The sequence below is a fragment of the Brevibacillus sp. AF8 genome, assembly GCF_021270385.1.
Classification (GTDB): Bacteria; Bacillota; Bacilli; order Brevibacillales; family Brevibacillaceae; genus Brevibacillus.
Window position 1 is genome coordinate 80,768 of sequence record NZ_JAGQDN010000020.1, and the last position, 26,816, is coordinate 107,583.

The 26,816-nt window shown below is 48.1% G+C and carries 25 protein-coding genes; 24 read left to right on the plus strand and 1 reads right to left on the minus strand.

Annotated elements, in window-relative coordinates; all coding sequences use genetic code 11:
* The first annotated feature begins 29 nt into the window (after positions 1-29).
* The 6 genes from veg (at position 30) to spoVG (ending at position 3,448) form a co-directional block, all read left to right on the plus strand.
* Positions 30-302, plus strand: coding sequence for a biofilm formation stimulator Veg (veg, locus tag KB186_RS22155; protein ID WP_005830485.1), 273 nt, complete (start codon positions 30-32; stop codon positions 300-302).
* A 117-nt stretch (positions 303-419) separates the two neighbouring features.
* On the plus strand, positions 420-599 hold the full coding sequence (locus KB186_RS22160; protein ID WP_173612100.1) for a small, acid-soluble spore protein, alpha/beta type: 180 nt from the start codon (positions 420-422) through the stop codon (positions 597-599).
* 216 nt (positions 600-815) lie between these two features.
* Entirely contained in the window at positions 816-1,694 is an 879-nt protein-coding gene (ispE, locus tag KB186_RS22165) for a 4-(cytidine 5'-diphospho)-2-C-methyl-D-erythritol kinase (protein WP_232774382.1), read from the plus strand.
* A gap of 55 nt (positions 1,695-1,749) precedes the next feature.
* Positions 1,750-2,583: a pur operon repressor gene (purR, locus tag KB186_RS22170; RefSeq protein WP_173612099.1), complete on the plus strand. Its 834-nt coding sequence runs from the start codon at positions 1,750-1,752 to the stop codon at positions 2,581-2,583.
* A 6-nt stretch (positions 2,584-2,589) separates the two neighbouring features.
* Complete coding sequence (locus KB186_RS22175) at positions 2,590-2,970, plus strand: RidA family protein (RefSeq protein WP_047074468.1); 381 nt, start codon at positions 2,590-2,592, stop codon at positions 2,968-2,970.
* Between the two features lie 190 nt (positions 2,971-3,160).
* Positions 3,161-3,448: a septation regulator SpoVG gene (gene spoVG, locus KB186_RS22180; protein WP_007719936.1), complete on the plus strand. Its 288-nt coding sequence runs from the start codon at positions 3,161-3,163 to the stop codon at positions 3,446-3,448.
* 55 nt (positions 3,449-3,503) lie between these two features.
* On the opposite strand, the gene KB186_RS22185 is transcribed toward spoVG, so the two are convergent.
* Positions 3,504-4,520 (minus strand): CobW family GTP-binding protein, encoded by a 1,017-nt coding sequence (locus tag KB186_RS22185; RefSeq protein WP_221868232.1) that lies wholly within the window; start codon positions 4,518-4,520, stop codon positions 3,504-3,506.
* Positions 4,521-4,715: 195 nt separating this feature from the next.
* Between KB186_RS22185 and glmU the strand changes: the two genes are divergently transcribed.
* From glmU to spoIIE, 18 genes are all read left to right on the plus strand, one after another.
* Complete coding sequence (glmU, locus tag KB186_RS22190; RefSeq protein WP_173612097.1) at positions 4,716-6,101, plus strand: bifunctional UDP-N-acetylglucosamine diphosphorylase/glucosamine-1-phosphate N-acetyltransferase GlmU; 1,386 nt, start codon at positions 4,716-4,718, stop codon at positions 6,099-6,101.
* Positions 6,102-6,122: 21 nt separating this feature from the next.
* Positions 6,123-7,073: a ribose-phosphate diphosphokinase gene (locus KB186_RS22195; protein ID WP_007726399.1), complete on the plus strand. Its 951-nt coding sequence runs from the start codon at positions 6,123-6,125 to the stop codon at positions 7,071-7,073.
* Positions 7,074-7,163: 90 nt separating this feature from the next.
* Positions 7,164-7,772, plus strand: a complete 609-nt coding sequence (locus KB186_RS22200) for a 50S ribosomal protein L25 (RefSeq protein WP_173612096.1) — start codon at positions 7,164-7,166, stop codon at positions 7,770-7,772.
* A 106-nt stretch (positions 7,773-7,878) separates the two neighbouring features.
* Positions 7,879-8,448 (plus strand): aminoacyl-tRNA hydrolase, encoded by a 570-nt coding sequence (gene pth, locus KB186_RS22205; RefSeq protein WP_088910194.1) that lies wholly within the window; start codon positions 7,879-7,881, stop codon positions 8,446-8,448.
* 61 nt (positions 8,449-8,509) lie between these two features.
* The gene (locus KB186_RS22210; RefSeq protein ID WP_007726431.1) at positions 8,510-8,740 is read left to right on the plus strand and encodes an anti-sigma-F factor Fin; all 231 of its coding nucleotides are present in this window, start codon (positions 8,510-8,512) and stop codon (positions 8,738-8,740) included.
* 146 nt (positions 8,741-8,886) lie between these two features.
* Positions 8,887-12,435 carry a transcription-repair coupling factor gene (gene mfd, locus KB186_RS22215; RefSeq protein WP_232774383.1) on the plus strand — a complete coding sequence of 1,183 codons (3,549 nt, stop codon included), beginning with the start codon at positions 8,887-8,889 and terminating at the stop codon, positions 12,433-12,435.
* A 40-nt stretch (positions 12,436-12,475) separates the two neighbouring features.
* Positions 12,476-13,543: a peptidylprolyl isomerase gene (locus KB186_RS22220; RefSeq protein WP_232774384.1), complete on the plus strand. Its 1,068-nt coding sequence runs from the start codon at positions 12,476-12,478 to the stop codon at positions 13,541-13,543.
* A gap of 235 nt (positions 13,544-13,778) precedes the next feature.
* A complete protein-coding gene (gene spoVT, locus KB186_RS22225; protein WP_173612093.1) occupies positions 13,779-14,321 on the plus strand; it encodes a stage V sporulation protein T in 543 nt (180 codons plus the stop codon).
* Positions 14,322-14,429: 108 nt separating this feature from the next.
* A complete protein-coding gene (locus KB186_RS22230; RefSeq protein WP_173612092.1) occupies positions 14,430-16,094 on the plus strand; it encodes a putative polysaccharide biosynthesis protein in 1,665 nt (554 codons plus the stop codon).
* A gap of 9 nt (positions 16,095-16,103) precedes the next feature.
* Positions 16,104-17,576: a bifunctional methyltransferase/pyrophosphohydrolase YabN gene (yabN, locus tag KB186_RS22235; protein ID WP_173612167.1), complete on the plus strand. Its 1,473-nt coding sequence runs from the start codon at positions 16,104-16,106 to the stop codon at positions 17,574-17,576.
* Positions 17,563-17,856: an RNA-binding S4 domain-containing protein gene (locus tag KB186_RS22240; RefSeq protein WP_012683879.1), complete on the plus strand. Its 294-nt coding sequence runs from the start codon at positions 17,563-17,565 to the stop codon at positions 17,854-17,856. Before yabN ends, KB186_RS22240 begins: the two co-directional genes overlap by 14 nt.
* Positions 17,857-17,966: 110 nt before the next feature.
* The gene (locus KB186_RS22245) at positions 17,967-20,102 is read left to right on the plus strand and encodes a GDYXXLXY domain-containing protein (protein WP_232774385.1); all 2,136 of its coding nucleotides are present in this window, start codon (positions 17,967-17,969) and stop codon (positions 20,100-20,102) included.
* A gap of 139 nt (positions 20,103-20,241) precedes the next feature.
* Positions 20,242-22,275, plus strand: coding sequence for a copper amine oxidase N-terminal domain-containing protein (locus KB186_RS22250; protein ID WP_173612090.1), 2,034 nt, complete (start codon positions 20,242-20,244; stop codon positions 22,273-22,275).
* Between the two features lie 184 nt (positions 22,276-22,459).
* Complete coding sequence (gene yabP, locus KB186_RS22255; RefSeq protein WP_007726414.1) at positions 22,460-22,744, plus strand: sporulation protein YabP; 285 nt, start codon at positions 22,460-22,462, stop codon at positions 22,742-22,744.
* Positions 22,741-23,313 (plus strand): spore cortex biosynthesis protein YabQ, encoded by a 573-nt coding sequence (gene yabQ / locus KB186_RS22260; RefSeq protein WP_173612089.1) that lies wholly within the window; start codon positions 22,741-22,743, stop codon positions 23,311-23,313. Before yabP ends, yabQ begins: the two co-directional genes overlap by 4 nt.
* 18 nt (positions 23,314-23,331) lie before the next feature.
* Positions 23,332-23,640: an FtsB family cell division protein gene (locus KB186_RS22265; RefSeq protein ID WP_173612088.1), complete on the plus strand. Its 309-nt coding sequence runs from the start codon at positions 23,332-23,334 to the stop codon at positions 23,638-23,640.
* Between the two features lie 41 nt (positions 23,641-23,681).
* Positions 23,682-24,032, plus strand: coding sequence for a S1 RNA-binding domain-containing protein (locus KB186_RS22270; RefSeq protein ID WP_370646711.1), 351 nt, complete (start codon positions 23,682-23,684; stop codon positions 24,030-24,032).
* A 253-nt stretch (positions 24,033-24,285) separates the two neighbouring features.
* Positions 24,286-26,760 (plus strand): stage II sporulation protein E, encoded by a 2,475-nt coding sequence (spoIIE, locus tag KB186_RS22275; protein WP_173612087.1) that lies wholly within the window; start codon positions 24,286-24,288, stop codon positions 26,758-26,760.
* Positions 26,761-26,816 lie beyond the last annotated feature (56 nt).

The following is a 26,816-nucleotide window of genomic DNA, read 5'->3' on the forward strand; positions in this document are numbered from 1 at the left end:
TAATAGATGTAAGCGAGGTGGATGGAACAATGGCAAGAAACGCGTTACTTGACATTAAACGTAGTTTAGACGGACACATTGGTGAGCGCATCCTGCTGAAGGCTAATGGCGGTCGCCGCAAAACCGTTGAACGTAGTGGCATCCTCGAAGAAACTTACCCATCTGTGTTTGTGGTAAAGCTGGATGACGATCAACTCTTTGAGCGGGTATCTTACAGCTATGCTGACATCTTGACGGAAACAGTAGAATTGACGGTGTGCCGCGAAAACGAGCACATCCGCATCACATTTGTACAACAGTAGAGCCCTTTTGGGTTCTACTGTTTTGTTTTTTATATCGAAAAGCTCTGAACATTTGGTTGAGGCAATAAAATGAGCGGCATGGAGCACACTAAGCTTGTCGACGAGAAGGAGGGTGCTATGGGTCGCAGACGAGGACTGATGTCAGAGCAGTTAAAGATGGAACTGGCCAAAGAGCTTGGGTTTTACGATACGGTAAAATCCGAGGGTTGGGGAGGCATCACGACACGTGACGCGGGTAACATGGTCAAGCGCGCTGTTCAGCTTGCTGAGGAAGCATTAGCCGCTAAGCGATTGTAACGTTTGGGTTTGATCGAACGGACGTTTCTCACCATATAAAACTCGTTGACAAAGCCGGGGCAGCCCGGCTTTTTTTTCTGTAAAGAGAGCTGAATTTTCGAAATACCCATAATGATCTCGATCCTATTCTTTTTAATTGATCAAGTGGCATGGGAGAGTTTGCCTATGCTACAATAAGAGACTAGGAAATTTAGAAAGTAGGCAGAGGTGAATTACGTGCGTATCTCGGTCAAAGCTCCGGCCAAAATTAATTTGACTCTCGACGTGCTTGCCAAACGGCCGGACGGTTATCACGAAGTGGAAATGGTGATGACAACCGTAGACTTGGCAGATCGTGTGGACATGGCTCTACGCGAAGATGGTGAGATTACGCTGGACTGTTCTGCCAGCTTCGTACCGGATGATATCCGTAACCATGCATATAAAGCGGCAACGCTCATGAAAGAAAAATTTCAAGTACGCCAGGGCGTACACTTGTATATCGACAAGCAAATACCAGTTGCGGCTGGACTGGCAGGTGGCAGCAGTGATGCAGCGGCAACACTGCGCGGCTTGAACCAATTATGGAATCTCGGGTTGACCAGAGATGAGTTGGCTAAAATCGGAGCGGAGATTGGCTCTGATGTGCCATTTTGCGTTTACGGTGGAACAGCACTGGCGACGGGGCGTGGCGAACAGATTGCGCATCTGGGAGCGCCTGCACCGTGCTGGGTCATTCTAGCCAAGCCGCCTATCGGAGTATCTACCCCGGATGTGTACGGAAACCTGCGTGTGGCCCAGATCGATAATCATCCCGATACCAAACAAATGCTGCAAGCTATTGCGACCCAAGACTTTTCACTCATGTGCCAATCTCTTGGGAATGTGTTGGAGAATGTCACGCTCTCGCTCCATCCACAAGTAAGACAGATCAAGGATCTCATGGTCGCGTCGGGGGCAGACGGTGTCCTGATGTCTGGCAGCGGTCCTACCGTGTTTGCTCTTGTGCAAAAGGAAGCGAAAGTACATCGGATCTACAATGCGTTGCGAGGTTTTGTCAAAGATGTGTTTGTTGTCCGAATGTTAGGCGCCAAAGAAGGGGAAATACTTGCATAAACCCGTATGGAAATGATACATTATCAGCATAATATTCGGTTTTGGAGGAAGAGCCATGAAGAAATTGCGCAGAAGTGCACGTCTGGTTGACATGACGCAGCACTTGCTCGCCCATCCCCATACGCTGACTCCTCTCACTCTGTTCGCGGAACAATACGGCGCAGCGAAATCATCCATCAGTGAAGACTTGTCTATCATCAAAGAGGCTTTTGAAGTCCAAGGGGTAGGCTTGTTGAAAACGGTGGCGGGAGCGGCAGGCGGAGTGAAGTATATTCCACAGGTCAAAACGGAAGAGGCCCTTCACTTCATGCGCGAACTGATCGGTCAACTCGCTAATCCAGAGAGACTTTTGCCAGGTGGATACTTGTACATGTCCGACATTCTCGGAAATCCACAAACGATGGCGAAGATCGGAAAGCTCTTTGCAACCGCTTATGCGGATAAAAATGTGGATGTCGTCATGACGGTGGAAACAAAGGGGATTCCACTTGCGTATGCGACGGCTATGTTTTTGAATGTGCCTGTTGTGATTGTGCGCCGTGACAACAAGGTGACGGAAGGTTCAGTAGTGAGCATTAACTATGTATCTGGTTCCAGTAAACGAATTCAAACCATGTCACTCGCTCGCCGCGGTTTGGCCGAGCAGTCTCGTGTCCTCATTGTGGACGACTTTATGAAAGCTGGCGGGACGCTGCGGGGCATGATTGATTTGTTGCAGGAATTCCGTGCAACCGTAGTGGGATGCGGCGTACTGGTAGAAACGACAGCGGATGTTTCTGAGCGTTTGGTAGATGAATACGTATCACTTGCAAAACTGCAGGATGTAGACTTCAAGGGCAAGCAAATTGAAATAGAGCTAGGCAGTTTTTTTGAAATTAGAGGGGAGTAGATAGGTATGGCAATCTCTTTTGTTTCAACTGACAAGGCTCCTGCCGCTATTGGTCCTTACAGCCAAGCTGCAAAGGTAGGTCCATTTCTTTTCGCATCCGGTCAAATTCCGCTGCGTGCAGACGGCACTTTGGTAGAAGGTGACGTCGTGGAGCAAACCCATCAGGTTTTTTCCAACATTCAAGCGGTACTGGCAGAAGCCGGTGGCAACCTGACGAATGTAGTGAAAGCGACTGTATTTATCAAGGACATGAATGATTTTGGTCAACTGAACGAAGTGTACGGCCAATATTTTGGCGATCACAAGCCAGCTCGCTCCACTGTGGAAGTGGCACGACTGCCGCGCGATGTAAAAGTCGAAATCGAAATCGTAGCTTATATCGGATAGAAAAAAATGGAAAACAGCCTGATGCCACGCGCATTGGGCTGTTTTTGTACTTGCAGAAAATGTTTCCAAAAAATGACATATAAACATATTTATATATTTTTTCAAAAATTACATAATGATAAGCAGGAATATTTACCCAGCAGGTGGAAATAATCCTAAACGCGTTACATAGATAAAGGGAGTGAACTAGATGGAAGTAACAGACGTAAGACTTCGCCGAGTGAATACGGATGGTAGGATGAAAGCGATTGCATCCATTACAATTGACCATGAATTTGTGGTTCATGATATCCGTGTCATTGACGGAAACAATGGTATGTTTGTAGCTATGCCGAGCAAGCGTACACCAGACGGAGAATTCCGTGATATTGCACATCCGATTTCTTCGACTACCCGTGAAAAGATTCAGGCAGCAGTTCTCACAGAATACGACCGCGTAGGTCAAGAGGAAGAAAGCACTATCGAAGCTGGTGCTTAAAAAGTCCTGATACTCAAAGCACCCTGTCACTTTCGGCAGGGTGCTTCGGCGTCCGTTAACCATAACATTTTTTTAAATCGTTCAAAATAAATTCTCGATCCATTCCTTCTCCGATGAAGACAGCTACCATCTTCGGCCCGAAATTTTCAAATGGAAACAGGAGCACCTGATTATCGGTATGTTGAAACGAGATTAGCTCGGGCTTTCCGTGGAACTGGACATAGCCTTTTGCCCGATAGACGTTTTTAGGGAGATCGTACAGAAAGTCCTCGAATTTTTTCTCGTCTACGGGTCCGGTAAATACATAGGAAAACGTTTCGATACTATTGTAGAGAGAGGGTTGGCTTGTTTTCAGGCCAAGGGATTGCTTGAGCCTGTCCATCGTTGACATTCGGCCGATGCTTTTCTGTACGGCCATGGGGCGGTTTTCCTCGTTGTCGAGCGGTCGCTCATGAACGGTTCGTTTGACTGATAAAAGCCGGGAGACTTCTATTTCTGCCTGAACAGTAGCGTGTATGGGTGCAGTCGGATTGATTTCACTGAGCTTTTGACGAACCCGCTCTACGACATCAGGATTAGTCAAATCGGTTTTGTTCAACAGAAGCAGGTCTGCGTAACGCACTTGGTTTCGAATTGTTTTGACCAGAGTGGCAGTCGAGGAGAATCGTGAGTTGAGGTCCAGAAAGCGAGAGGCGTCGACAACGCTAATGGTCCCTTTTAACTCCAGTCGATCATACAGCTCTGGATGGGTAATCGTATCGATGACATCAAGTGGATCGGCTACACCAGTAGTTTCGATGAGGATTCGGTCTGGCGCAATGGCGTTCATAATATCTTTCAAGCCCTCCGTCAGCTCGCCCTTGATCGAGCAGCATATGCAGCCATCGAGCATTTTTTTGACAGGAAAGCCAAACCCCTGCAATTGTTCCCCGTCAATATCTTCCTCCCCCATTTCATTCATCAATACGACCACTTTCTGGTCTGTGATGCGCAAATGAGTCAGCCACTTTTGCAAAAGGGTGGTTTTTCCGCTTCCTAAATACCCAGTCAGCAAGTATACCTCTGCGCTCATCTCATCCTACCTCCTTCAAATAACCCCTTTCGCCAAACAATATATCACATTTCTGTCAGAAAATTAAATGTTGTCTGCCATATGTCTAACTACTGGCAATGCAAGGAATCAACCATAATCCTGTATCGATTGTCTTGAAATTCACATATGAATTAGGATATAGTCATTGTGGAACTTCTACGATGGAGGGTTGACATGTCTAAGATCCATGCCGTGGTTCTGGCTGCTGGTCAGGGTACACGGATGAAATCGAAGCTGTACAAAGTCCTGCACCCTGTGTGCGGAAAGCCTATGGTTCAGCATGTAGTCGATACGATGGCGTCCATGCAGGTTCAGGATATCGTTGTCGTCGTAGGTCATGGTGCTGACGCTGTCCGTGCCAAGCTAGGCGAGGACGTCACTTATGCTCTGCAAGAAGAACAGTTGGGGACGGCACATGCCGTTTCGCAGGCAGCGCCGTTTTTACAGGATAAAGAAGGAACTACGTTTCTTTTATATGGAGACGTTCCCCTCTTGTCAGCGACTACGTTGTCGGCCTTGCTGACCTATCACGAGGAGCAGCAAGCGGCTGCAACTGTATTGACCGCCGTGTTACCTGACGCAACAGGTTATGGGCGTATCGTGCGCAATGAGGCGGGCGAAGTATTGCGAATCGTGGAACATAAAGACGCTACGGAAGCGGAACGGGCGATCAGAGAAATTAATACGGGCATATACTGCTATGACAACCGAAAATTATGGAAAGCCTTGGCGGAAGTGAAAAATGACAACGCACAAGGCGAATACTATGTAACAGACGTTGTCGGTATTTTGCGTGATGCAGGTGAAAAGGTAGTCGGATACGAAGCGATTGACCCGGAGGAAACAATGGGTGTGAACGATCGTGTGCAGCTATCGGAAGCAGAAGCCTACATGAAAAAACGTATTATGACTGGTCACATGCGAAATGGTGTGACTATCATCGACCCAACTTCTACGTACATCGAAACTGATGTGAAGATTGAGGCAGATACCGTGATTCACCCAGGTTCTTTCCTGCGTGGACAAACAACTATTGGAGCCGATTGTGTAATCGGGCCCCAAGCGGATCTGACGAACGTAGAAGTAGCGAGTGGCGTGACCATTTCTTACTCGGTGATGGTTGATTCGAGTGTCGAAAGTAACTCATCTGTTGGGCCATTTGCTTATGTTCGACCAGGATCACAGATTGGAAGCAATGCCAAAATCGGTGATTTCGTGGAATTGAAAAATGCGAAAATTGGTGACGGTACGAAGGTTCCACATCTCAGCTATGTAGGAGATGCGGAAATCGGAGACGGAGTCAATATTGGCTGTGGAACGATTACCGTCAACTACGATGGGGCAGTGAAGCATAAAACAACAGTAAAAGATGGAGCATTCATCGGATGCAACAGCAATCTGGTTGCGCCAGTTACAGTTGGACAAAATGCTTATGTAGCTGCAGGATCGACCATTAATCAAGATGTGCCAGATAATGCGCTTGCGATCGCACGTGAGCGTCAAGTAAATAAAATCGATTACGCGAACAAAATGCCTCGCAAGGGCAAAAAGCAATCATAACGGGAGGTTCTTGAGAAGATCATGGCTAACTACCGCGACCCAAAACTGAAGGTATTTACGTGCAACGCAAACCCGGAACTGGCAAAAGAAATCGCCGAACACATCGGCGTACCACTCGGAAACGCACAAGTAGTGCGCTTTAGTGATGGCGAATGCCAACTCAAACTCAATGAAAGTGTTCGCGGTTGTGACGTATTTGTCATTCAGCCAACATCTGCTCCCGTTAATGAGCATCTGATGGAGCTTTTGGTCATGGTCGATGCATTGAAGCGCGCTTCGGCTAAGAGTATCAACGTGGTTATTCCTTACTACGGTTATGCTCGTCAAGATCGTAAAGCACGTGCACGCGATCCAATCACGGCTAAGCTGGTTGCGAACCTGATCGAGACAGCGGGTGCACAACGTGTGATTACGATGGATCTGCACGCAACACAAATCCAAGGCTTCTTCGATATTCCGGTAGATCATCTGCTGGGTGTGCCTATCTTGGGTAAACACTTCTCTGAAAAAGGTCTGAAAGACATCGTTGTTGTATCTCCAGACCACGGTGGCGTGACCCGTGCTCGTAAATTGGCAGAACGTCTGGAAGCGCCTATTGCCATTATTGACAAACGTCGCCCAGAACCAAACGTAGCCGAAGTAATGAACATCGTAGGGAACATCGAAGGCAAAACAGCGATCATCATCGACGATATTATCGATACCGCTGGAACGATCACACTGGCTGCAAGTGCACTTGTAGAAGCAGGCGCACGTGAAGTATATGCATGCTGCACGCACCCAGTTCTGTCTGGTCCTGCTATCGAGCGTATTGCAAACTCGAAGATCAAGGAACTGATTGTGACCAACTCGATTCCGCTGACAGAAGAACAAATTATCGATAAGATTACCGTTCTTTCCGTAGCGCCAATCATTGGTGAAGCAATCATTCGTGTTCACGAAGAGCTTTCCGTAAGCAAGTTGTTCGATTAATATACAATCCCCTGTTAGGGGATTGAACTAAACCTCCGATGGACAAGCTAGTGAGGAAACTTTTACTAGCGGTCCGAAGGAGGTTTTTTTGTGGAACAATTACAGGCACAGTCTCGCGAAAAAAAGACAGGCAATGCTGTAAAGGTACTGCGTAACGAAGGTTGGGTTCCTGGTATTATCTACGGCAGCGAAGTGGGCAATAAGCCGATTCAGGTCAAGGGAAGAGAGCTGGATGCGGCCCTGCGTAACCAGTCGACAAACAAGCCATTTCGGTTAAGTGTAGATGGGAACACGCACGATGTCATGGTTTATGAGCTGCAACGGCATCCCTTGCAGGGGAACATTTTGCATGCAGATTTTAAGAAGATCAATATGAATGAAAAAATACACACGTCTGTCCCTGTCCTCATGACAGGAGATCCGGAATTGGGTGTGGCTACCCTTATCCGCCACAGTGTGGAAGTGACTTGCTTGCCAGGTAATATACCAGAATCCTTCCTGGTCGATGTCGATGGAATGAATATCGGGGATGTCGTGCTTGTTTCCGATCTGAATGTCCCACCCGGAGTAGATCTGGGGCTCGAATCCACGGAAGTGCTAATCAGTGTACTGCCAGTGAAGGCCAAGTCCGAAGAATCAATCGATGCGGAACAAGAAGCTGAAGCAGTGGCTGAAAAAGCAGGAACAGCGAACGAATAAAATCAGGGCGTGAAAAAAGAAGGGCGAGGTGATTTCATCTCTGCCCTTCTACTTTTGTTCACGTAACCATTCGAGTACAATGGGGAGAGAGTAGGAGGGAATAAGCGTGAAAGTCATAATCGGATTGGGTAATCCCGGCAAAAAATATGAAGACACCAGACATAATGCTGGCTTTATGGCCATAGATAAGATTAGCGACAAATGGGGAATTCCTGTTACGCAAAACAAGTTTCGTGCACTCGTGGGCGAAGGCCGCATCGAGGGCGAGAAGGTACTGCTGGTGAAGCCGCAGACGTACATGAATCTCTCCGGTGAATCGGTAGCGGAAGTACTCAAATTTTACAAGCTGATCCCCGACGATCTTGTCGTCATCTACGACGATCTTGATTTGCCGACCGGACATCTTCGCCTGCGAGAAAAAGGCAGCGCTGGTGGGCATAACGGCATCAAGTCGATGATTCAGCATTTGGGCACACAGGAGTTTAAACGAATCAAGGTAGGAATCAGTCGTCCTGAACCAGGGCGGAGCGTCAGCGACTATGTTTTGAATACGTTTCCAGTGTCAGAAAGAGCCGACATTCAAGAAGCGGTGAGCTTGGCGGCTGACGCATGCGCCATGTGGACAAGAGAGTCGTTTTTAAAGGTCATGAACCATTACAACAGCTTGAAAAAGTAGTATGATTTCCCACCCAATCGTCCATACTAAGCGATAGGAACAGTATGGGGGTGGTATGTGCATGAGCATACGCTATACATGTCGCTGCTGCGGCATGAAGATTGCAGAATTTGACGAATCGCAAGTAACGGAAGCGCAGCTCGGGTTTGATTCCTTGACCCCGGAGGAACGTGCTCTTATAATATCGAGAGAACAAAGTGGAGATACGGTCGTCAGCATCACGTGCGACTATTGCCGTGAAGCGCTGATTCAGCATCCAGAGCTTTCGCTAGTCGGAAACCCACTTCAATAAGTGGATACGCATTAGGAAGGCTTGCACTGACAAGGCCTTAGCTTGGGGAGCTAAGGCTTCTTTTCGCATGGCTGACCTGCGGTTGTTGTGAACGTAAGCGAAGCTCTGATTTTAGTTGACAGAAGAATTAGAGAGGGGATTAGTGAATGCAAGTCATCATTAACCCGATGAAACAGGACACGAACGTCGGGACAATCGTGGCTGGTTTGGAGAAGGGGCTACATGAGCAGCTTGTCTCTGGCTTGGCTGGTTCCGCGCGACAAGTATTGATGGCGTCATTGCAACAAATGTCAGATCGTCCGGTCTGCGTAGTGACGCATAACATGTACCAAGCACAAAAAGTATACGAAGATTTGATCGAGTTGGTTCCCTCTGATCAGGTGTTGCTTTATCCCGGTAATGAGCTGATTGGCTCTGAGCTTGCCATTGCCAGCCCTGAAATGCTGGCGCAGCGAATTCATGTATTCAACCGTCTGGCCCAAGGCTTTACGGGTTTTTTGGTTGCACCTTTTGCTGGCTTGCGTCGTTTGGTCGTTCCTCCGCAGGTATGGAAGGAAGCACAGATTCAGTTGTCCGTCGGTGATGAGCTTGATATCGAATCCTTTTTGCTCCGATGTATTGAGCTTGGCTATGAGCGAGTGGACATGGTCGAGCGCAAGGGAGAAATGAGTATTCGCGGTGGAATTATCGACTTGTATCCGATCGATTCAGAGTGGCCGGTGCGGATTGAGCTTTTTGATGTGGAGATCGACTCGATCCGTACATTTGACATGCTCTCTCAACGTTCATTAGAATCCGTCCAGACGTATGTTCTTGGTCCAGCGAAAGAAATGATTGCTTCGACTCCGTTATTGCAGGAATCGGCTGTTCGCCTAGAACAAAAGCTGGGAGAAACCCTCGCTAATTTGAAGGATGGGGCTGCCAAGGAAAAAGTCATGGAGCGAATCGGCTCTGATGCAGAGAGAATGAAGCAGGGACAGCGTTTTGCGCAGCTGTATTCGTACATCTCTGTCATTTACCCGACTGGCAATACATTATTGTCCTATATGCCTTCCGATACCTTGCTGATCGTTGATGAGCCTTCTCGCGTGTTGGATACGGCAGCGCAACTGCAAAAAGAAGAAGGGGAATGGCTGACAGGACGCATCGTCCAGGGCGAATATATGTCCAATCTCAGCCTGTCGCGTACGTACGACGAGATCGTGTCGACGAAAAAGCGCCAGATTGTTTACCTATCCCTGTTTTTGAGACAATCACCGAAGACTCAGCCGCAAAACATCGTAAATCTGACTTGCCGTACCATGCAAAACTTCCACGGACAGATGAACGTGCTGAAAACAGAGCTGGCCCGTTGGAAGAAGTCTCAGGATCAGATCGTCTTTGTCGCAGCTGATTTGGAGCGGGCGAAGCGACTGGAGCGTGTCCTGCATGACTACGAAATGGAAGCCGATGTTTTAACAGAAGCAGTGGAAACGGTGCCTCCAGGGCGTCCTACGATCATTTTAGGAAACCTCCAGACAGGTTTTGAGTTGCCGCTAAACAAGCTGGTTGTTATTACGGAAGGTGAAGTATTTACCGCGAAACAGCGCAAGGCGCGCAAAGTTCAGCAGACGATGAACAACGCGGAGCGTATCAAAAACTACCTCGAACTAAAGCCCGGTGATTTCGTCGTGCACGTGAATCACGGGATTGGAAAATACCTTGGAATTGAAACCAAAGAAATTCTCGGAATTCATAAAGATTACCTTCATATTCAATACGCAGCAGGAGACAGTCTGTTTGTTCCGATTGATCAAATCGACCATGTGCAGAAGTACGTGGCGAGCGAAGAGGCACAGCCGAAGATCTACAGCTTGGGCGGCAGCGAATGGAAACGCGTCAAAAACAAAGTCCAGTCGTCTGTAAAGGATATCGCCGAAGATTTGATCAAACTGTATGCAGCCCGCGAATCGGCTGTCGGTCATACATTCTCTCCCGACACGGCAGAGCAGCGTGAATTTGAGGCGATGTTCCCGTATCAGGAAACACAAGACCAGCTCCGCGCGATTTCGGAAGTGAAAGCGGACATGGAGCGCAAACGCCCGATGGATCGCCTCGTTTGTGGAGACGTGGGTTACGGGAAGACAGAGGTTGCGATTCGTGCTGCCTTCAAGGCTGTCATGGACGGAAAACAGGTAGCCGTTTTGGTTCCAACTACGATTCTGGCGCAACAGCATTACGAGACGTTCCGTGAGCGTTTTGCGGAGTATCCGATCCGCGTGGAGGTATTGAGTCGATTCCGTTCGCGCAAAGAGCAGAACGCCACACTAAAAGGACTGAAGGAAGGCACAGTCGATGTTGTCATCGGTACGCACCGTCTGCTTTCCAAAGACCTGACATTCCGCGAGCTCGGTCTGTTAATCGTAGACGAGGAGCAGCGCTTCGGTGTGAGTCACAAGGAAAAGCTGAAGCAAATCAAAACAAATGTGGATGTCATGACTCTGACCGCTACGCCGATTCCACGTACCTTGCACATGTCGATGCTCGGTGTGCGTGATTTGTCTGTCATTGAAACGCCGCCAGAAAATCGTTTTCCGGTACAGACGTATGTGATGGATTACAGCCCTGCTTTGGTTCGCGAAGCGATTGAGCGCGAGATGGCTCGTGATGGGCAAGTGTTCTTCCTCTACAACCAAGTACAGGGAATCGAACAGATGGCGGAGCAGATTTCCATGCTCGTTCCTGACGCGCGCATCGCTGTAGCGCATGGACAGATGAACGAAAGCGAGCTGGAAGGCGTCATTCTCGACTTTTTGGAAGGGAATTTTGACGTGTTGGTCAGCACGACTATCATTGAGACCGGGGTGGACATCCCGAACGTCAATACGCTGATTATTTACAATGCAGACAAAATGGGCTTGTCCCAGCTGTATCAGCTGCGTGGACGTGTAGGTCGTTCCAATCGAATTGCGTACGCTTACTTTACGTATCAACGGGACAAGGTGCTGACAGAGGTAGCGGAAAAACGTCTGCAAGCCATCAAGGAATTTACCGAGCTCGGCTCTGGTTTCAAGATCGCGATGCGAGACTTGTCCATTCGTGGAGCGGGTAATTTGCTGGGCGCGGAGCAGCATGGTTTTATTAATACGGTCGGATTCGACTTGTACAGCCAGATGCTGAAAGAGGCCATTGATGAGCTGAAGGGCGAAGTCAAACAAGAAATTGTCACACCTGTGGAGATCAATCTGCAACTGGATGCCTATATTCCGTCGATGTACATTACGGACAGCCGACAAAAAATCGAGATGTACAAAAAGTTTGTCGCGGTGTCTACATTGGAAGACGTCGACGATTTGGCAGAAGAGCTGCTAGACCGTTTTGGACCAGTTCCGAAGCCAGTTGATAATCTGCTGACCATTTCCCGTTTGCGTGTGTATGCCTTAAAGCACCACATCACCGAAATTAGCCAAAAGAATCCGGACGAGATAAAATTGGTCCTGCACCCTAGCCAGAACAACAACATCGATGGTGGAGCGCTGTTTGCGCTTACCAGTAACTGGAGCAAGAGGGTAGGGCTGTCGGGTGGACAACAGATCACGATTGCTGTTAAAGTAAAGGGGTTAAAGGAAGATGAGGGCGTGCAGTTGGTTGAAAAGCTGCTGCGTCAATTTCACCAGGTGCGAAGAGACACCGGTACGGAGAGTCCTGTGTCATAACTGACAAAATGGGCTTGCCCGGGAAGGGAGAACCTTATTTATGAAACGTTCTGTAGCGATTCTATCTTCGGCTGTTCTGGTCGTGGCACTCATGTCTGGTTGCGGCGGAAAAGCAGAAGAAGCGAAACAAGAAACAAAAACTCCAGCGAATCAGACAGATGGCAGCAATCAAGCTGCTAACGATCCTTTGGTACAATTCCCTAAACTCACTCTGCCTTACGCAGCAGACCAGAAAGCGGTCGTTGTGGAGTATCAAGGAGGAACTGTAACAGGAAAAGAGTTCGAAGAGTTCCTGCGTGTCATTAACTTCATGAACCCACAACAAGGTACCATGATTGAAATGGCTGATAGCAACTCACTGAAGGCTTTTGCTCGTGAGTATACAGCTACCAAGGTTTTGGCTAGCCGTTCCGACGATGCCATGAAAAAAGAGTCCAAAGAACTCGCTGAGAAAACTTTCGAGAAAATCAAAACGCAGTACATGGGCTTTTTGGGCAAGGATGCAGCTAAGTTCACCAAGCTCATGGAAGGCCAAGGCGTAACCAAGGATATGATCGTCAATCAGATGGACCTGATCAACCAGTCCATCAATGTAATGAAAAAGAATATCGATGATGCTACGCTGAAGCAAACCTATGATCAAATGGACAAAGCTTCCCGTACGGTTGCTTCTGTTCGCCACATTCTGATCTCTACCGAAAAGCGCACACCAGAAGAGGCGTTGAAAATCTCCAACGACTTGGAAGCGCGCCTGAAAAAGGGTGAAGACTTCGCGAAGCTGGCAACAGAATTCACAGATGACCCAGGCAGCAAGCAGTCTGGGGGCTTGTACGAAAATGCGGATGTAACGCAATGGGTGCCAGAATTTAAAGAAGCATCCCTGACACAAAAAGTCGGTGAAGTTGGCCCGCCAGTAAAAACTAATTTTGGTTACCATATTATTAAGGTCGAGAATCGCAAAGAAAAGACCTTTGATGAGATGAAAGAACAGCTCCGCGCAAGTTCTTTGGAGAAAGCGTACGATACTTTCGGCAAGAACGAGCTGGACAAGCTCATTACGAAATTCAACATCCCGCAGTCCAAAAATGATGCTCCGGCAAAGAAATAAGAAGTCCAAAGAAAAACAGGGAATTCGTTTCCCTGTTTTTTCGTTTTCTCGCATATTCTTCAAACGTGGGCAAATACTATTATCACTCGCTACCACCCGGGGGAGAGTAATTGAAGTAACTGGCAAAAATTGATACCATCACCCATAGTTAAAATTAGAATTTGAGGAAAAAATACAACTAACCAACCACCATCTATTCACTACCCACTTCTCAGGGAAAGCGAGGCAACAAGACATGAAAGCAACTGGTATCGTTCGTCGAATTGACGACCTCGGTCGGGTCGTGATTCCTAAGGAGATTCGTCGTACACTGCGCATTCGTGAGGGCGACCCGCTTGAGATTTTTGTGGATCGTGACGGAGAAGTCATTCTCAAAAAGTATTCACCGATTGGAGAGTTGGGTGATTTTGCAAAAGAATACGCCGACTCTTTGTATGAAAGCATGAATCATACCGTACTGATTTCAGACAGGGATACTGTCATTGCGGTGGCAGGGGCCTCCAAAAAGGAATACTTGGAGAAACCAATTGGTAGCATTGTTGAGAAATGCTTGGAGGAAAGAAAGACCAGACTGGAGAAAAACGCAGGCTCTTATGAAATTTGTCGTGATTTGAACGAGGCGATGGGCTCGTTCGTCATCGCACCGATTGTTGCAGGAGGCGATCCAATCGGGTCCGTGATCCTCCTCAACAAAAACGAGTCAACCAAGATGAGTGATTTGGAGATCAAAATGTCGGAAACAGCGGCCGGTTTCCTGGCAAAGCAGATGGAGCAGTAGGATAGCTCAGCAAAAACAGCCTCGTACCCCGGGGCTGTTTTTCTTGTGCCTATGGCCTTGTGGTATAATGAACGAAGTTTTAGGTTGGAGAGGAGAAATTTCACGCACATGGCTCAAGAAAAGGCTTCCGTTCAATTTGTGAAAGGCGCGGCGATACTTGGAATTGCCGGTCTTGTCTCCAAGCTTTTAGGCGCTGTATACCGCATCCCATACCAAAACATTGCCGGAGATATCGGCTTGTACGTATATATGCAAGTATACCCGCTGTACACCGCGTTGTTGATTCTAGCGACGGCGGGTTTCCCCATTGCCATCTCCAAGATCGTCTCAGAGCGCGTCGCTGTCGGAGATGCGATCGGGGCGCGCAGGGCGTTTCGAGTAGCCAGTATATCGCTGGTCGTTCTCGGGATCTTTTTCTTCTTACTGTTATATGGAGGGGCACCTATTATTGCCAGTATGATGGGTGATGAGCATTTGATTACCCCGCTCCGAGCAGTGGCTTGGTCACTGCCATTGGTGCCGATGGTTGCGATCTTGCGCGGCTATTTTCAAGGGCATCAAAATATGATGCCGACTGGCGTCTCTCAGGTCGCTGAGCAGTTCATTCGCGTGATTTTCATTCTGGTTGCTGCATTCTGGGCGATGAACGTGTATCAGGACCCTTACCTGGCTGGTACAGGTGCCGTTTTTGCTGCTTTTCCAGGTGCCATTGCTGCTATTCTCGTCTTGCTTTGGTATTGGAGAGCGGACAAAAAGATGGGGCAGCTGTCCGTCGGTCAAGTTCAGCAATCGGCAGCGAAACCATGGACCAATCGTCAAATACTGCGTCATCTCTTGACCTATGCCGTTCCGATTTGTATGGGCGCATTGGTTCTGCCGCTTGTTCCGCTTGTAGACTCGATGACCGTCGTCAATATGTTGCAATGGAGCGGGACCCCGGAGGATTTGGCCAAGCTTTTGAAAGGTGCATTTGACCGTGGTCAGCCACTCATTCAGTTTGGTACATTCTTCGCCACGTCCTTGTCGCTAGCATTAGTGCCTGCGATCAGTGAAGCCGTTGCCCAGCGTCAGCATCAATTGATCTCTCACCGTTCCGAAGTCGCGATTCGACTGACCTTCCTGTTGGGATTGCCTGCCTCCTTTGGACTTGCTCTGTTGGCGGAGCCGATCAACGTCATGCTCTATGGAGACAGCAACGGTACTGAGGCCCTCGCTGTACAGTCCTTCACGATTCTTTTCGCTACGGTGAGTATTGCCAGCGCGGGTATTTTGCAAGGCTTGGGACGTGTAATGCGACCTGCCCGCAACCTGTTTATTGGTGTACTGGTAAAGCTCATCCTCAATCTCGCGCTCGTCCCGTTCTGGGGTATCTCTGGTGCAGCAGTGTCCACCGTTTTAGCTTATTTAGTCGCCATGGGACTAAACGTTCTAGCGGTCATCAAATACACGGGAGCACACATCGGATTCCGCCAAACGGTGAAAAGGCCATTCGTGTCTGTCGTGGTGATGTCGATTGTCGTGCTGATTGTGGAGTGGCTCGCTAATACAGTGCTCGGCAGTGCCGGACTTTCAAATCGTTTGTTCTATACGCTGGTAGGCTTGATTGCTGTCGGTTCAGGAGCATTGGTCTATTTGCTGGCGCTTTTGAAAACAGGCGGACTCACGAGAAACGATATTCAATTTTTGCCAAAAGGAAAGCGAATTGCTTCGCTGTTAACGAAATACAAGCTCCTCCCAGCGGAGAAAGCAAGAATGAACGAAAAGGAGGCGTGACAAGTGGAAATGAAGAATAAGACCATTACCGTAGTCGGTCTTGGTGCCGGGGATTTGGACCAACTCCCTTATGGCATCTATCGTACGCTCAGAGCTGCCAAACAGCTGTATTTGCGCACGAAAGAGCATCCAGTTGTAGCCGAGTTGATCGCAGAAGGCATCACGATTGAGTCCTTTGACGACGTATATGAGCAGCACGATACATTTTCCGATGTGTACACCGATATTGTGGAGCGGCTTTTTTCACGGGTAAACGAAGCGGGCAGTCTTGTTTATGCCGTGCCAGGTCATCCTTTGGTGGCGGAACGTACTGTGCAGCTGTTGTTGGCAGAGGGACCAAACCGTGGCGTAGAAATCGAAATTGGCGGCGGACAGAGCTTTATCGATCCGTTGTTTGCCCGCCTACATATCGACCCGATCGAGGGATTCTCTTTGCTGGATGGGACCGCACTCGCTGCTCATCAAGTATCACCGGGTCTGCATACGATTATCGCGCAAGTGTACGATGCGTTTGTGGCCTCTGATGTAAAGCTGACCTTGATGGAAGTGCTGCCGGACGATTACGAGGTGACGGTAGCGACAGCCGTAGGGGTAGCGGGGCAAGAAATCATTGAGACAGTGCCGTTGTATGAACTGGACAGACTCGATCATTTCGGGAATTTGTCTCTGGTGTATGTACCCCCGACGAAGGACGAGAAGGTATCGTACCGCCAATTCTCCTACTTGAAGGAGATCGTGGCGATCCTGCGCAGTCCGGATGGATGCCCGTGGGATCGCGAGCAAACACATCAAAGCATCCGCAAAAACTTGATTGAAGAGACATACGAGGTTCTGGAGACGATCGACGACGATGATCCAGATGCGATGTGTGAGGAGCTGGGTGATTTGTTGATGCAAATCATGCTCCATTCGCAGATGGCAGCCGAAGACGGATATTTTTCGGTAGATGATGTTGTCGCGACGTTGAATGAAAAGCTGGTTCGTCGTCACCCGCACGTATTCGGGGAAAAGAGCGCGAATGATTCCGAGGAAGCGCTGGCGAATTGGCAGGAAATCAAAGCACAGGAAAAAGCAGCAAAAGGCATCGATGTAACGGTTCAATCACAGTTGGCGGGAGTACCGCGCGACTTGCCAGCACTGATGTATGCGTACAAGCTGCAGAAGAAAGCAGCCCAAGTCGGCTTTGACTGGGACGATATTGCAGATGTGTACAAAAAGGTAGAAGAGGAATACCGCGAGCTGCAAGAAGCATCAGAGGAAGAACGCGCTGGCGAGTTGGGTGATTTGCTATTTGCGGTAGTCAATCTGGCGCGCTTCCTCGGGCTCGATCCGGAGGAAGCCCTCGCATTGACCAACAACAAGTTCAAGAAGCGCTTTTCCTATATTGAAAGCAAGCTGCAAGAAGCGGGCCGTACCTTTGAGCAGACGGACCTGCAAGAGATGGACAAATGGTGGGAGGAAGCCAAACATGAGACTCGATAAATATTTGAAAGTGTCTCGACTGATCAAGCGACGCACGCTTGCAAAAGAAGTGTGCGACAAACAGCGTGTGGAAATCAACGATCGTCCTGCAAAGGCGTCCAGTAACGTGAAAATCGGCGACAAGCTGGCAATCCGCTTCGGACAAAAAATCGTGTCGGTAAAAGTAGAGGACATCAAAGAAAACCCGCGCAAGGAAGAAGCGGCTTCGCTGTATACCGTCATCGGCGAAGTTCCCGTTCCGCGTGATGAAAAAGAAGAAGACGCCTACCTCAAAGGGTAATGTTCAAACGAAAAGAGACTGCCGGGATGGCAGTCTTTTTTTAGGCTTTTTTCCCAACCAAAGGATATAATGAGAGTACCTGAAGGCATTTCCGAAGGGATGTGTGCTGTATGCAACAAAATGGGGTTCGAACGGGTTACTTTTTGTCCATTTCGCTTCTGTTATCATCTATCCTATACTTTTTTGCTTCGAACTGGCCGCTTATGGTCAGGGAACAAAAAATCGGCGTCAGTGTGGCAATCCTCGTTCTTTTTTATGTATTATCCTATGGACTGCGTTTCATCAAACGACATTCGTTTTTGAGCAATTGGCTACTGGTGGCTGGAGGCTTGGCTTTTGGCATCAGTGTGGCTTTGTTGGGGCAAATATACAATTCACATGCCGACAGCTATATGCTGTTCGTCGTATGGCTCATACCGAATTTGCTGTTCGCGATTTTCACGCGCTATCAGCCATTCTATGTCATCAGCTATGTCCTTGCTCATTTGGCGATTTACTTCTTTCTCCATCCATCCGTCATTCATGTAGCGCGTGAAGACGAGTGGTGGTTCATGATTTTTTGGTTGATTGCGTTGGGGAATATGGTCCTGTTTTGGTTAACCTCTACGGGGAAATGGCATTCCAAGCCGATTTGCTACTTATCGTTTCTGACGTTTTCTCTCAGCCTTTTCGGTTCATCCTTCACCGAAGTATATGGTCCGCTCCCTGAGGTTTCATATGTCCTGACGGGCGGGATTCTGTTTGTTACGTTTTTAAAATGGGTGCCGAGTCGCGGGTTTCTGATTGTGACGGCCTCGCTGCTCTCGCTGTTTGTACTTGTTAATTTTATATCCTATATGGTGAAGTATTTCTCAGAGAGCTTCTTTGTTTTGATGCTGCTGCTGACTGTACTCATTGTTTGGGGAGCAGTTGCAGGGATTAATTGGCTGCGCAAGGAATCAGCGCATCAAAAAAGCAAATGGGTGGTGTTTTTTCAAGAGGCATTCACGGTTCTCGTCACCACTATCGCCGCATCCATTGGAGCTATATCGATAGCAGGTCTGCTTTTTCTACTCATTGAAGAAGAAACAGTAATTGATTTGCTGTTTTTCCTTTCATTAATTGGCTTTATTGGTCCTGTAGTGTTTATGAGCCGGATGAATGCAACGGTACGATATACGTTGCTCACAATGGGGTATATATTGGGTGTCGGTTCTGTTCTGTTTTTAGAAGGAGCGTACTGGATCGTTTTCCTGTTGGTACTGTTATACGTCTGGAAAGCTGTCTCTGCCATTCCGGCGCGGCTTTTGACACAGCTGACTTTTTTAGTCGTCCTGGCTACGAAGCTGAATGAGTACCTGCCGTCCTTTGAATATGTACTCTTGATCATCTTTGTTGCGCAGCTGGCGATGTATTACGTAAAGCAATTGCCGGTCGTTTTGCAAAATAGCTCGTTGGTGTACGCCTTACTCTCGCTTTTGATCCTGACGGAGGAAGGGTTTCAATCGGGCTCCATGGATGTAGTCGTGAATTTGGCTTTTTTCACAGTCAGCACGTATTTGCTGTACCGGACATTGCATCAGCAAAATAAGGTGAGATTCGGAATCGTGCTCGGTTTCTGGTTTGCCTTTCTCCTCATGAAGTACTACGACATGCTATGGAGCTTGCTGCACAAGTCACTGAGCCTGCTTCTGCTCAGCCTGGTGTTTTTTATCGCTACTCTGTGGTGGGATCGAAGGGCAAAAATCGAGTGGCCGAAAAGCGAGCCTCCCCTTTTCGTGAAAAAAGCGCTTGTGTTGCTTCCTGTCATTTTGCTGCAATTTGCTTTGATTGGCTATCAAGTATGGAGCAGTGAGACAATACTGGCCAACGGAAAAACAGTGAAGCTGGAGCTAGTCCCAATCGATCCGCGTTCGTTGCTCCAAGGTGATTACGTCAGACTTGGCTACACCATATCTACATTGGACCATGTACAGGTTGACTCAGGGGATAAGATTCGAGTCGTACTCCGCCAACAAGCAAATGGCTTGCACAGCTACAGTGGCTTTTATGAGCTTAATGGTCGATGGAATCGGGCCTACGATCCTCAGCCAGCGGATGTGATCATCAATGGAAGCACAATCGGTGGCGATCGAGTGGAATATGGCATAGAAAGCTATTTTGTCCCAGAAGGAACCGGACTTGATGTCGAGCGGAATGCCAAATACGCGATCGTAAAAATTGGCGAGAAAGGCGATGCCATTCTGGAGAGCCTGTCGAACCAGTAGACATTTCAAAAGAAGAAGCTGCCTGTGTCATCGGGCAGCTTCTTTTGCGTGAAGGAAATCATTCGTTACCAGTCTGTAACCCTTTCCTGCCGAACATTTCCTATCATAGTAGGGAACTTTAGAGAAGGAGGCGTTACCGTTGAACAAAAGCGTAAACAAAGGGATCTCAGTGCTGCTGGCCACTGCGGTACTGGCAAGTCCATTGATGCTCGAGCCAAAAGCGGCTTATGCTCTCTCTATCGAGGATGTTTCTGCAGACAGTACACGTGCGGACGAGGAAACAGAATATACGATTGAGTTTGAAATCAATAAGGACCTATCATCGGGAGACAGTATTTTCGTTAGATTCCCATCCGAATATTCGGTCGACAAAAAATTGAAAAAATCGGACGTCACATTAGAAGATGATGACGATGACGAAATTTCGATCGACAGCGTATATGTAAGCAAGAATGTGGTCGAGATCGAAGTCGATGAGAAGATCAAAAAAGGTACCGTACTTACACTGACCATTGATAATATCACCAACCCGGAAGACAAGGGCAGCTACGAAATCGAAGTAAAAACAAGTTCGGAAACCAGCTACAAGGGCGACAAGATAACAATCGGCAAATCTTCGTCTAGCAGCAGTAGCAGCAGCAAGGGTGACTTCGAGGCTTCCCATAGCAGTAAAAATGCCGAGGACACCATCTCCTTAACGCTCGGAAAATTTAATCTCTCTTCGAAAAGCAAGCTGAAAGAGGGCAAATACATTTATGTCAATTTCCCCTCCAAGGACATGCTGCCAAAGAGCATCAGCAAATCTGATGTGAAGGTAAACGGGTACAAACCGGATTACGTCTCGATTCTCGACAGCGACTCGATTCGAATTGAGATTCCGAGTGGTGCAGACGGAGATAGCTACATAAAGCTGGAGTTTACCTCTTCTGCGGGGATTGTAAACCCGTCGAAGCCAGACAAGTACTATTCGTATGAAGTTGAATATGACAGCAAGGAATACAAGTCAAAAGATGTAGAGATTACAAACACAAGCAATACGCCATTCACCGTTTCTTTGTCGGACAGTTCAGCGGGGGCGCGTACGAGCTATACGTTTGATATGGATCTTTCCTCCAAGCTGGGGTCGAACGTAGAAATCGAGGTCGAATTCCCGAGTGGGGTATCCGTGCCGCCGATTCTTACCAGCAACAACGTCACCGTAAACGGTGCTCAAGTGACGAATGTAAGCGTGTTGGGGAATAAGGTTTATTTCCGCACACCTTACGGATTCACTAGTACGAATCGCGCGAGCATCAAGTTTGCATTCGAAGGCTACTTGACCACTCCGAGAACAGCGGGAACGTATACCGTGACGGCTAAAGTCGACAACAAGACCTATAAGTCGAAGGAATTTCAAGTTTCCGGAGTGACTCCACCAGTCGCGGTGGATAATACATTGGCAACAGTTGGGCTGACGAGAGCGACTGCCTCTACTCCTGCTGGTATTTCAATCGGCATCAAAGCAATGGGTGCTCCGATTGTTCGCAATCAGGGCTTCATTGAAGTCGTACTCCCAGTTGGATTCCGTGTTCCAGCCTACTTGCCAGCGAACACAGTAACGGTAAACGGTGTGGCCGCTAGCTTTGTTGGTGTACGCGGACAAAATCTGATTATTATTCCTGCCCAGGATATTCCGGCAAAAACAGCAGCTCAGGTCAATATCGCCGAGACAGCTGGCATTGTGAATCCGGCTACTCCAGGTGTGTACAGCATTGGCGTCTACAACTCCGAGGAGAGAGGACTGCTATTCTCCCGTCCGGCGACCATCGTGTCGCTGAATGGCGTGAGCTTCAAGCAGAGCGTCGCTTCCTTTACGAAGGCTGGTAAAACAACCGGACTCGCAGTGGCACCGTATACCGTAAATGGCAACACGCTAATGCCAACTACGTTTTTCCGTGATGCCCTCGGATTTTCAATCAGCTACACCAAAACAACTGCAAAAGTTGTGAGCGGCAATACAGTCATGCAATTCAAGGTCGGTTCAAACGTAGCGACCGTCAATGGCAAAAATGTAACACTACCTGCAGCGGTTCAGCTGAAAAACAACGTTCCTACCCTGCCTCTAAAAACCATCACGGAGCGTACCGGTTACAAAATCATCTATGTGAACGGGAACTACACTGTTTACAAGTAAATAGAAGTTTGGCAAAAGCCCCGTATACGTACGGGGTTTCTTTTGTGAAAAACATCTCGATGTTTTTCATTAGAGTTAATGCGACCGCTTGCGATCAACAAAAACGGCTTTGACCGTTTTTGTTCTAAGAGGACATCCCTCCCCATACGATAGTACAAGAAGGGTACGTGAGGAGGGAGTAATTATGAACGATCACACGAGACGACCACGTCATGAAGTCGTGATGATTAATCGTCGCAGCTTAGCGATTTCGGGAGTAAAAAACGTCGAAAGCTTTGACAGCGAAGAATTCCTCTTGGAGACGGACGGCGGTTTTTTAACCATACGAGGCCAAAACCTGCATATGAAAAATCTGAGTCTGGAAACCGGAGAAGTAGCGATCGAGGGGCTTGTTCACGAGATGGCCTATCTGGAGCAAGGGCAGGCCGGCGATCGGTCGAGAGGATTCTTCGGCAAGTTATTCAAGTGAACATCGCCATTCAGTTGCAGACGGTATTGGCCATGTCGATGTGTGGTGCCCTGATGGGTATGGGATTCGATACGTACCATGTATTTAAGGGCAAGGCCAGGCTGCCACTCTGGTTGGTCTTTTTCTTTGACATCCTTTTTTGGGTGGGCAGTATGGGCGCTGTCTTCTTGATTTTGGTGAAAGTGAACGACGGGATTATTCGGTTTCCGATATTTTTTGGAATGATATTTGGCGCGTGGTTGTATTTCTTAATAGGTAGTAAGAAGTATATCCTTTTCTTGCACCGCGTGATAAAATTCTGTCAGTGGTTTTACCGTACGGTCGTAAAAATTATAGACATCCTGCTAGTACGTCCTGTGCTCTTTCTTTTCCGGGTGATCATCATGGTGCTGACATTTTTGTATTCCGTGTTGCTCGCGATCCTCGGCTTTTTGTGGAAAGTGACGCGTTTTGTCACCTCTCCTTTTGCCAGATGGGGTCAACATTTGGGGAAAAAAATGTATGGAAAAACAACAGGATTTTGGACCAATTGGAAGAATTGGTTTCACTCAAAGAAAAAGCGGGAGTAGATTCGAGGTGGCGTACTGATGAAGGAAGCAAGAACCTCTTCCATTAACCGAAAAGGGCAAAGAAGGCGAATGCGTCTTTTTTTCTTTGTGATCCTGTGCTTTTTCGTCTGGACTAGCTATACCTTGTTTTTGCAAAGTGGCGAGTTGTCCAAGAAGGAGGCAGAGCTGGAAGTCTTGAAGCAAGAATCAGCGGTCTTGCAGCAAAAGCAAGACGATCTGACCTATGAAGCAAGCCGGCTAAACGATCAGGAGTACTTGGCAGAGCTGGTACGTAAGCGAATTTTGTTTACCAAGCAAGGCGAAAGCATCTATATCATTCCGGATTGAGTATACATCTGATCTTCAACGAGAGGGAGGCATTCCGCGTCATGGAGATCGAGGTCGGGAGCATACTGGAAGGAAAAATCACGGGTATTACGAAATTCGGAGCGTTTGTTCAGCTGCCAGGCGATGTGACCGGACTGGTGCATATTAGTGAAATTGCTGACGTCTATGTCCGGGACATCCATCAATTTTTAAAAATAGGAGATACGGTAAAGGTAAAAGTCCTCAGCCTCCGTGAGGGCAAGATCGGGCTTTCTATCAAAAAAACAATGGAAAAGGAACGACCACCCCGCAATCAGCGGGAGCGAAGGGAAGGCTTTGAAGAAAAGCGTAGAGAAAAAGGGCCGCGGTCGGTCTATATGATTCGGAAAATTATGACTTTTCTTTCTTCGTGAAAAGCGCATTTTGACTGTAAAAACAGGAAGGTCATTTCAAAGTCTTGCCGAATAAAGTATCCTAAGCCCGTTTCGCAAAGCGCGAATCACCTGTCAGCCGACGTTATCCGCCATAACGTCGGTTTTTTTTGTCCATTTTCGTTACTGAATTTGTCGCACGATTCTGTGAATGTACGTTGGATTTTTGACAAATTTTACAATGCCCCCTCCGTATAATGGAGAAACACATTGACCAAGAACGGGGTGGAGCGAAATGATTGCGAACAAAAACGTAACACAAGCCGGACAGGCTTGGACGCGGCAAGTGTCCGATCGAATGGGTACCACTGCCCAGACGTGGGGAGAAAAAGTAGCAGACTTCATAGAGAAGTGGAATGTTCTCCCCATCCTTATGGGCTTCTTATTAGGACGAGCTCTGATCGTGGAGGAGCTAACCCCCTTTGCTATACCGTATTTCATTGTCATGTTTTATATTCGTCGAGATTGCTTGCTTGTCACGGGGATGGCTCTTATTATCGGTGCTTTTACCCAGTCGGTGCCTGTTGGACTGGAAACCGCCTTGAGCGTGATACTTGCTCTGTTTGCCTGCAAGCTGATGAATAAAATGCGTAAGAAAGATTTTTCACGGACGCCGTTGCTGGTTGTCGGGACGATTTTCATCAGCCGTCTGTTGTATGCGGTTCTGACCAATCAGGTAACGACCTACGAGCTCGTGATGGTAGCAGTAGAAGCGATTCTTGGCTTTGTACTGACGCTTATCTTCATTCAGTCCTTATCGATCATTCATTTGGCGAAGCCTTATGAGCCTCTCAAAAATGAAGAGATCGTTTCGCTAGTGATTTTACTGGCTTCCTTGATGACGGGTACCGTGGATTGGATGGTCGAAGGCATTTCGATGGAGCATGTACTCTCACGCTATTTGCTGCTCATCTTTGCTTTTGTCGGTGGTGGCACGATTGGTGCGGCTGTTGGCGTGGTCACAGGTCTCATCCTCAGTCTGGCTAATGTGAGTGCTCTTTTACAAATCAATCTGCTTGCCTTTTCAGGTCTTCTTGCTGGCTTGTTGAAGGAAGGCGGTAAAGTGGGCGTATCCGCAGGCTTGTTGATTGGTACGGCTATTCTTGCGATTTACGGTGGAGCAGAAGAGACACTCTACTACTCCTTGATCGAAACTTCTCTGGCGATTGTTCTCTTCATTCTGACCCCTGCTGCTCTTTGGAAAAAAGTAGCCCGATTTATCCCCGGGACTCCTGAGAATCTACAATCCCATCAAGAATACATGCGCAGAGTTCGCGATGTGACCGCGGGCAAAATCCAGCAATTCTCCGATTTGTTTACGCAACTCTCCCATAGCTTTGCCCAGACAGCCGATCCTGAAGAAATAGAAGAACAGGCCGACGCCTTTCTCAGCCGTGTATCTGAATTCACCTGCCAAAAATGCTGGAAAAAAGAACAATGCTGGGAAAAAGATACACAATCGACCTATGAGGGAATGCGCTTTTTAATGGAAAAAGTATACGAGAACGGTACCTTGGCCGGCGTTACGCCGCCGCGTGACTGGGAGCGCAAGTGTGTCAAAACCGAAAAGGTCATGACTGTGATGGAGCAGGAATACGATCGCCAGCAGTCGTTTGACCAATTGAAAAAGCAGGTAAAGGAAAGCCGAATGCTCGTAGCTGACCAGCTATCGGGAGTCTCTCGGGTCATGAGTGATTTTGCCCGGGAAATACAGCGAGAGGGAATGGAGCTGAGCTTTCAGGAAAAGCAGGTCTCACAAGCATTGGAGGGCTTGGGTCTGTCGGTACGCCGCGTAGAAATACACAGCTTGGAAGAAGGGAAGGTTGATATCGAAATCAGTCAGCCGACTTGCTATGGTCGTGATGAATGCGCGAAAATCGTGGCTCCGATGCTCACGGAGATATTGGGAGAAAACATTGTGGTACGCGAGAGGCATTGTGAAGCACAAAAAGACGGTTCATGCACAATGTGCCTTGCTTCCGCCAAAACGTATGAAATCGATATCGGGGTCGCAGGGGCAGCCAAAGACGGCAAGCTATTATCCGGTGACAGCTTCCGGACAATGGATTTGGGGAATGGAAAAATGGCGCTGGCGATCAGCGATGGAATGGGGAATGGCGAGCGGGCATCCATAGAGAGTCAATCCGCCCTCGATATGCTCCAGCAGCTTCTGCGTTCTGGTATGGACGAAAAAATTTCAATCAAAACCGTTAACTCCGTGCTCGCCCTGCGCTCCAAGGAGGAAATGTTCGCGACGGTGGACTTGGCATTGATCGATTTGCAAACCGCTCATACCCGTTTTGTAAAAATCGGTTCCACCCCGAGCTTTGTCAAAAGAAATAAAGATGTCATTACGATCACCGCCAACAACCTGCCAGTAGGGATTTTGGAAGAAATCGAGGTGGATGTTGTATCTCGTATGCTCAAGCCGGGTGATTTGCTCGTCATGATGTCCGACGGCATTTATGAGGCGCCGCGCCATATTGAAAACAGGCAAGCGTGGATGAAGCGAATCATCAGCGAACTGGAGACGAATGATCCACAGGAGGTCGCTGATTTACTATTGGAAAAAGTCATTCGCCAGCATTCTGGACAAATTGTTGATGACATGACCGTGCTGGTGGCGCGAATTGACCGCTTTGTACCACAGTGGGCTGCCATCGCGGTACATGGCATGGAGAAGCTCGAGCGTCCACGGATTGTGAGTTAGGAGTATGTTTTCTCCATTACCCGTCGATACTGTTGCTAAAAATATCCTGCGAAGTG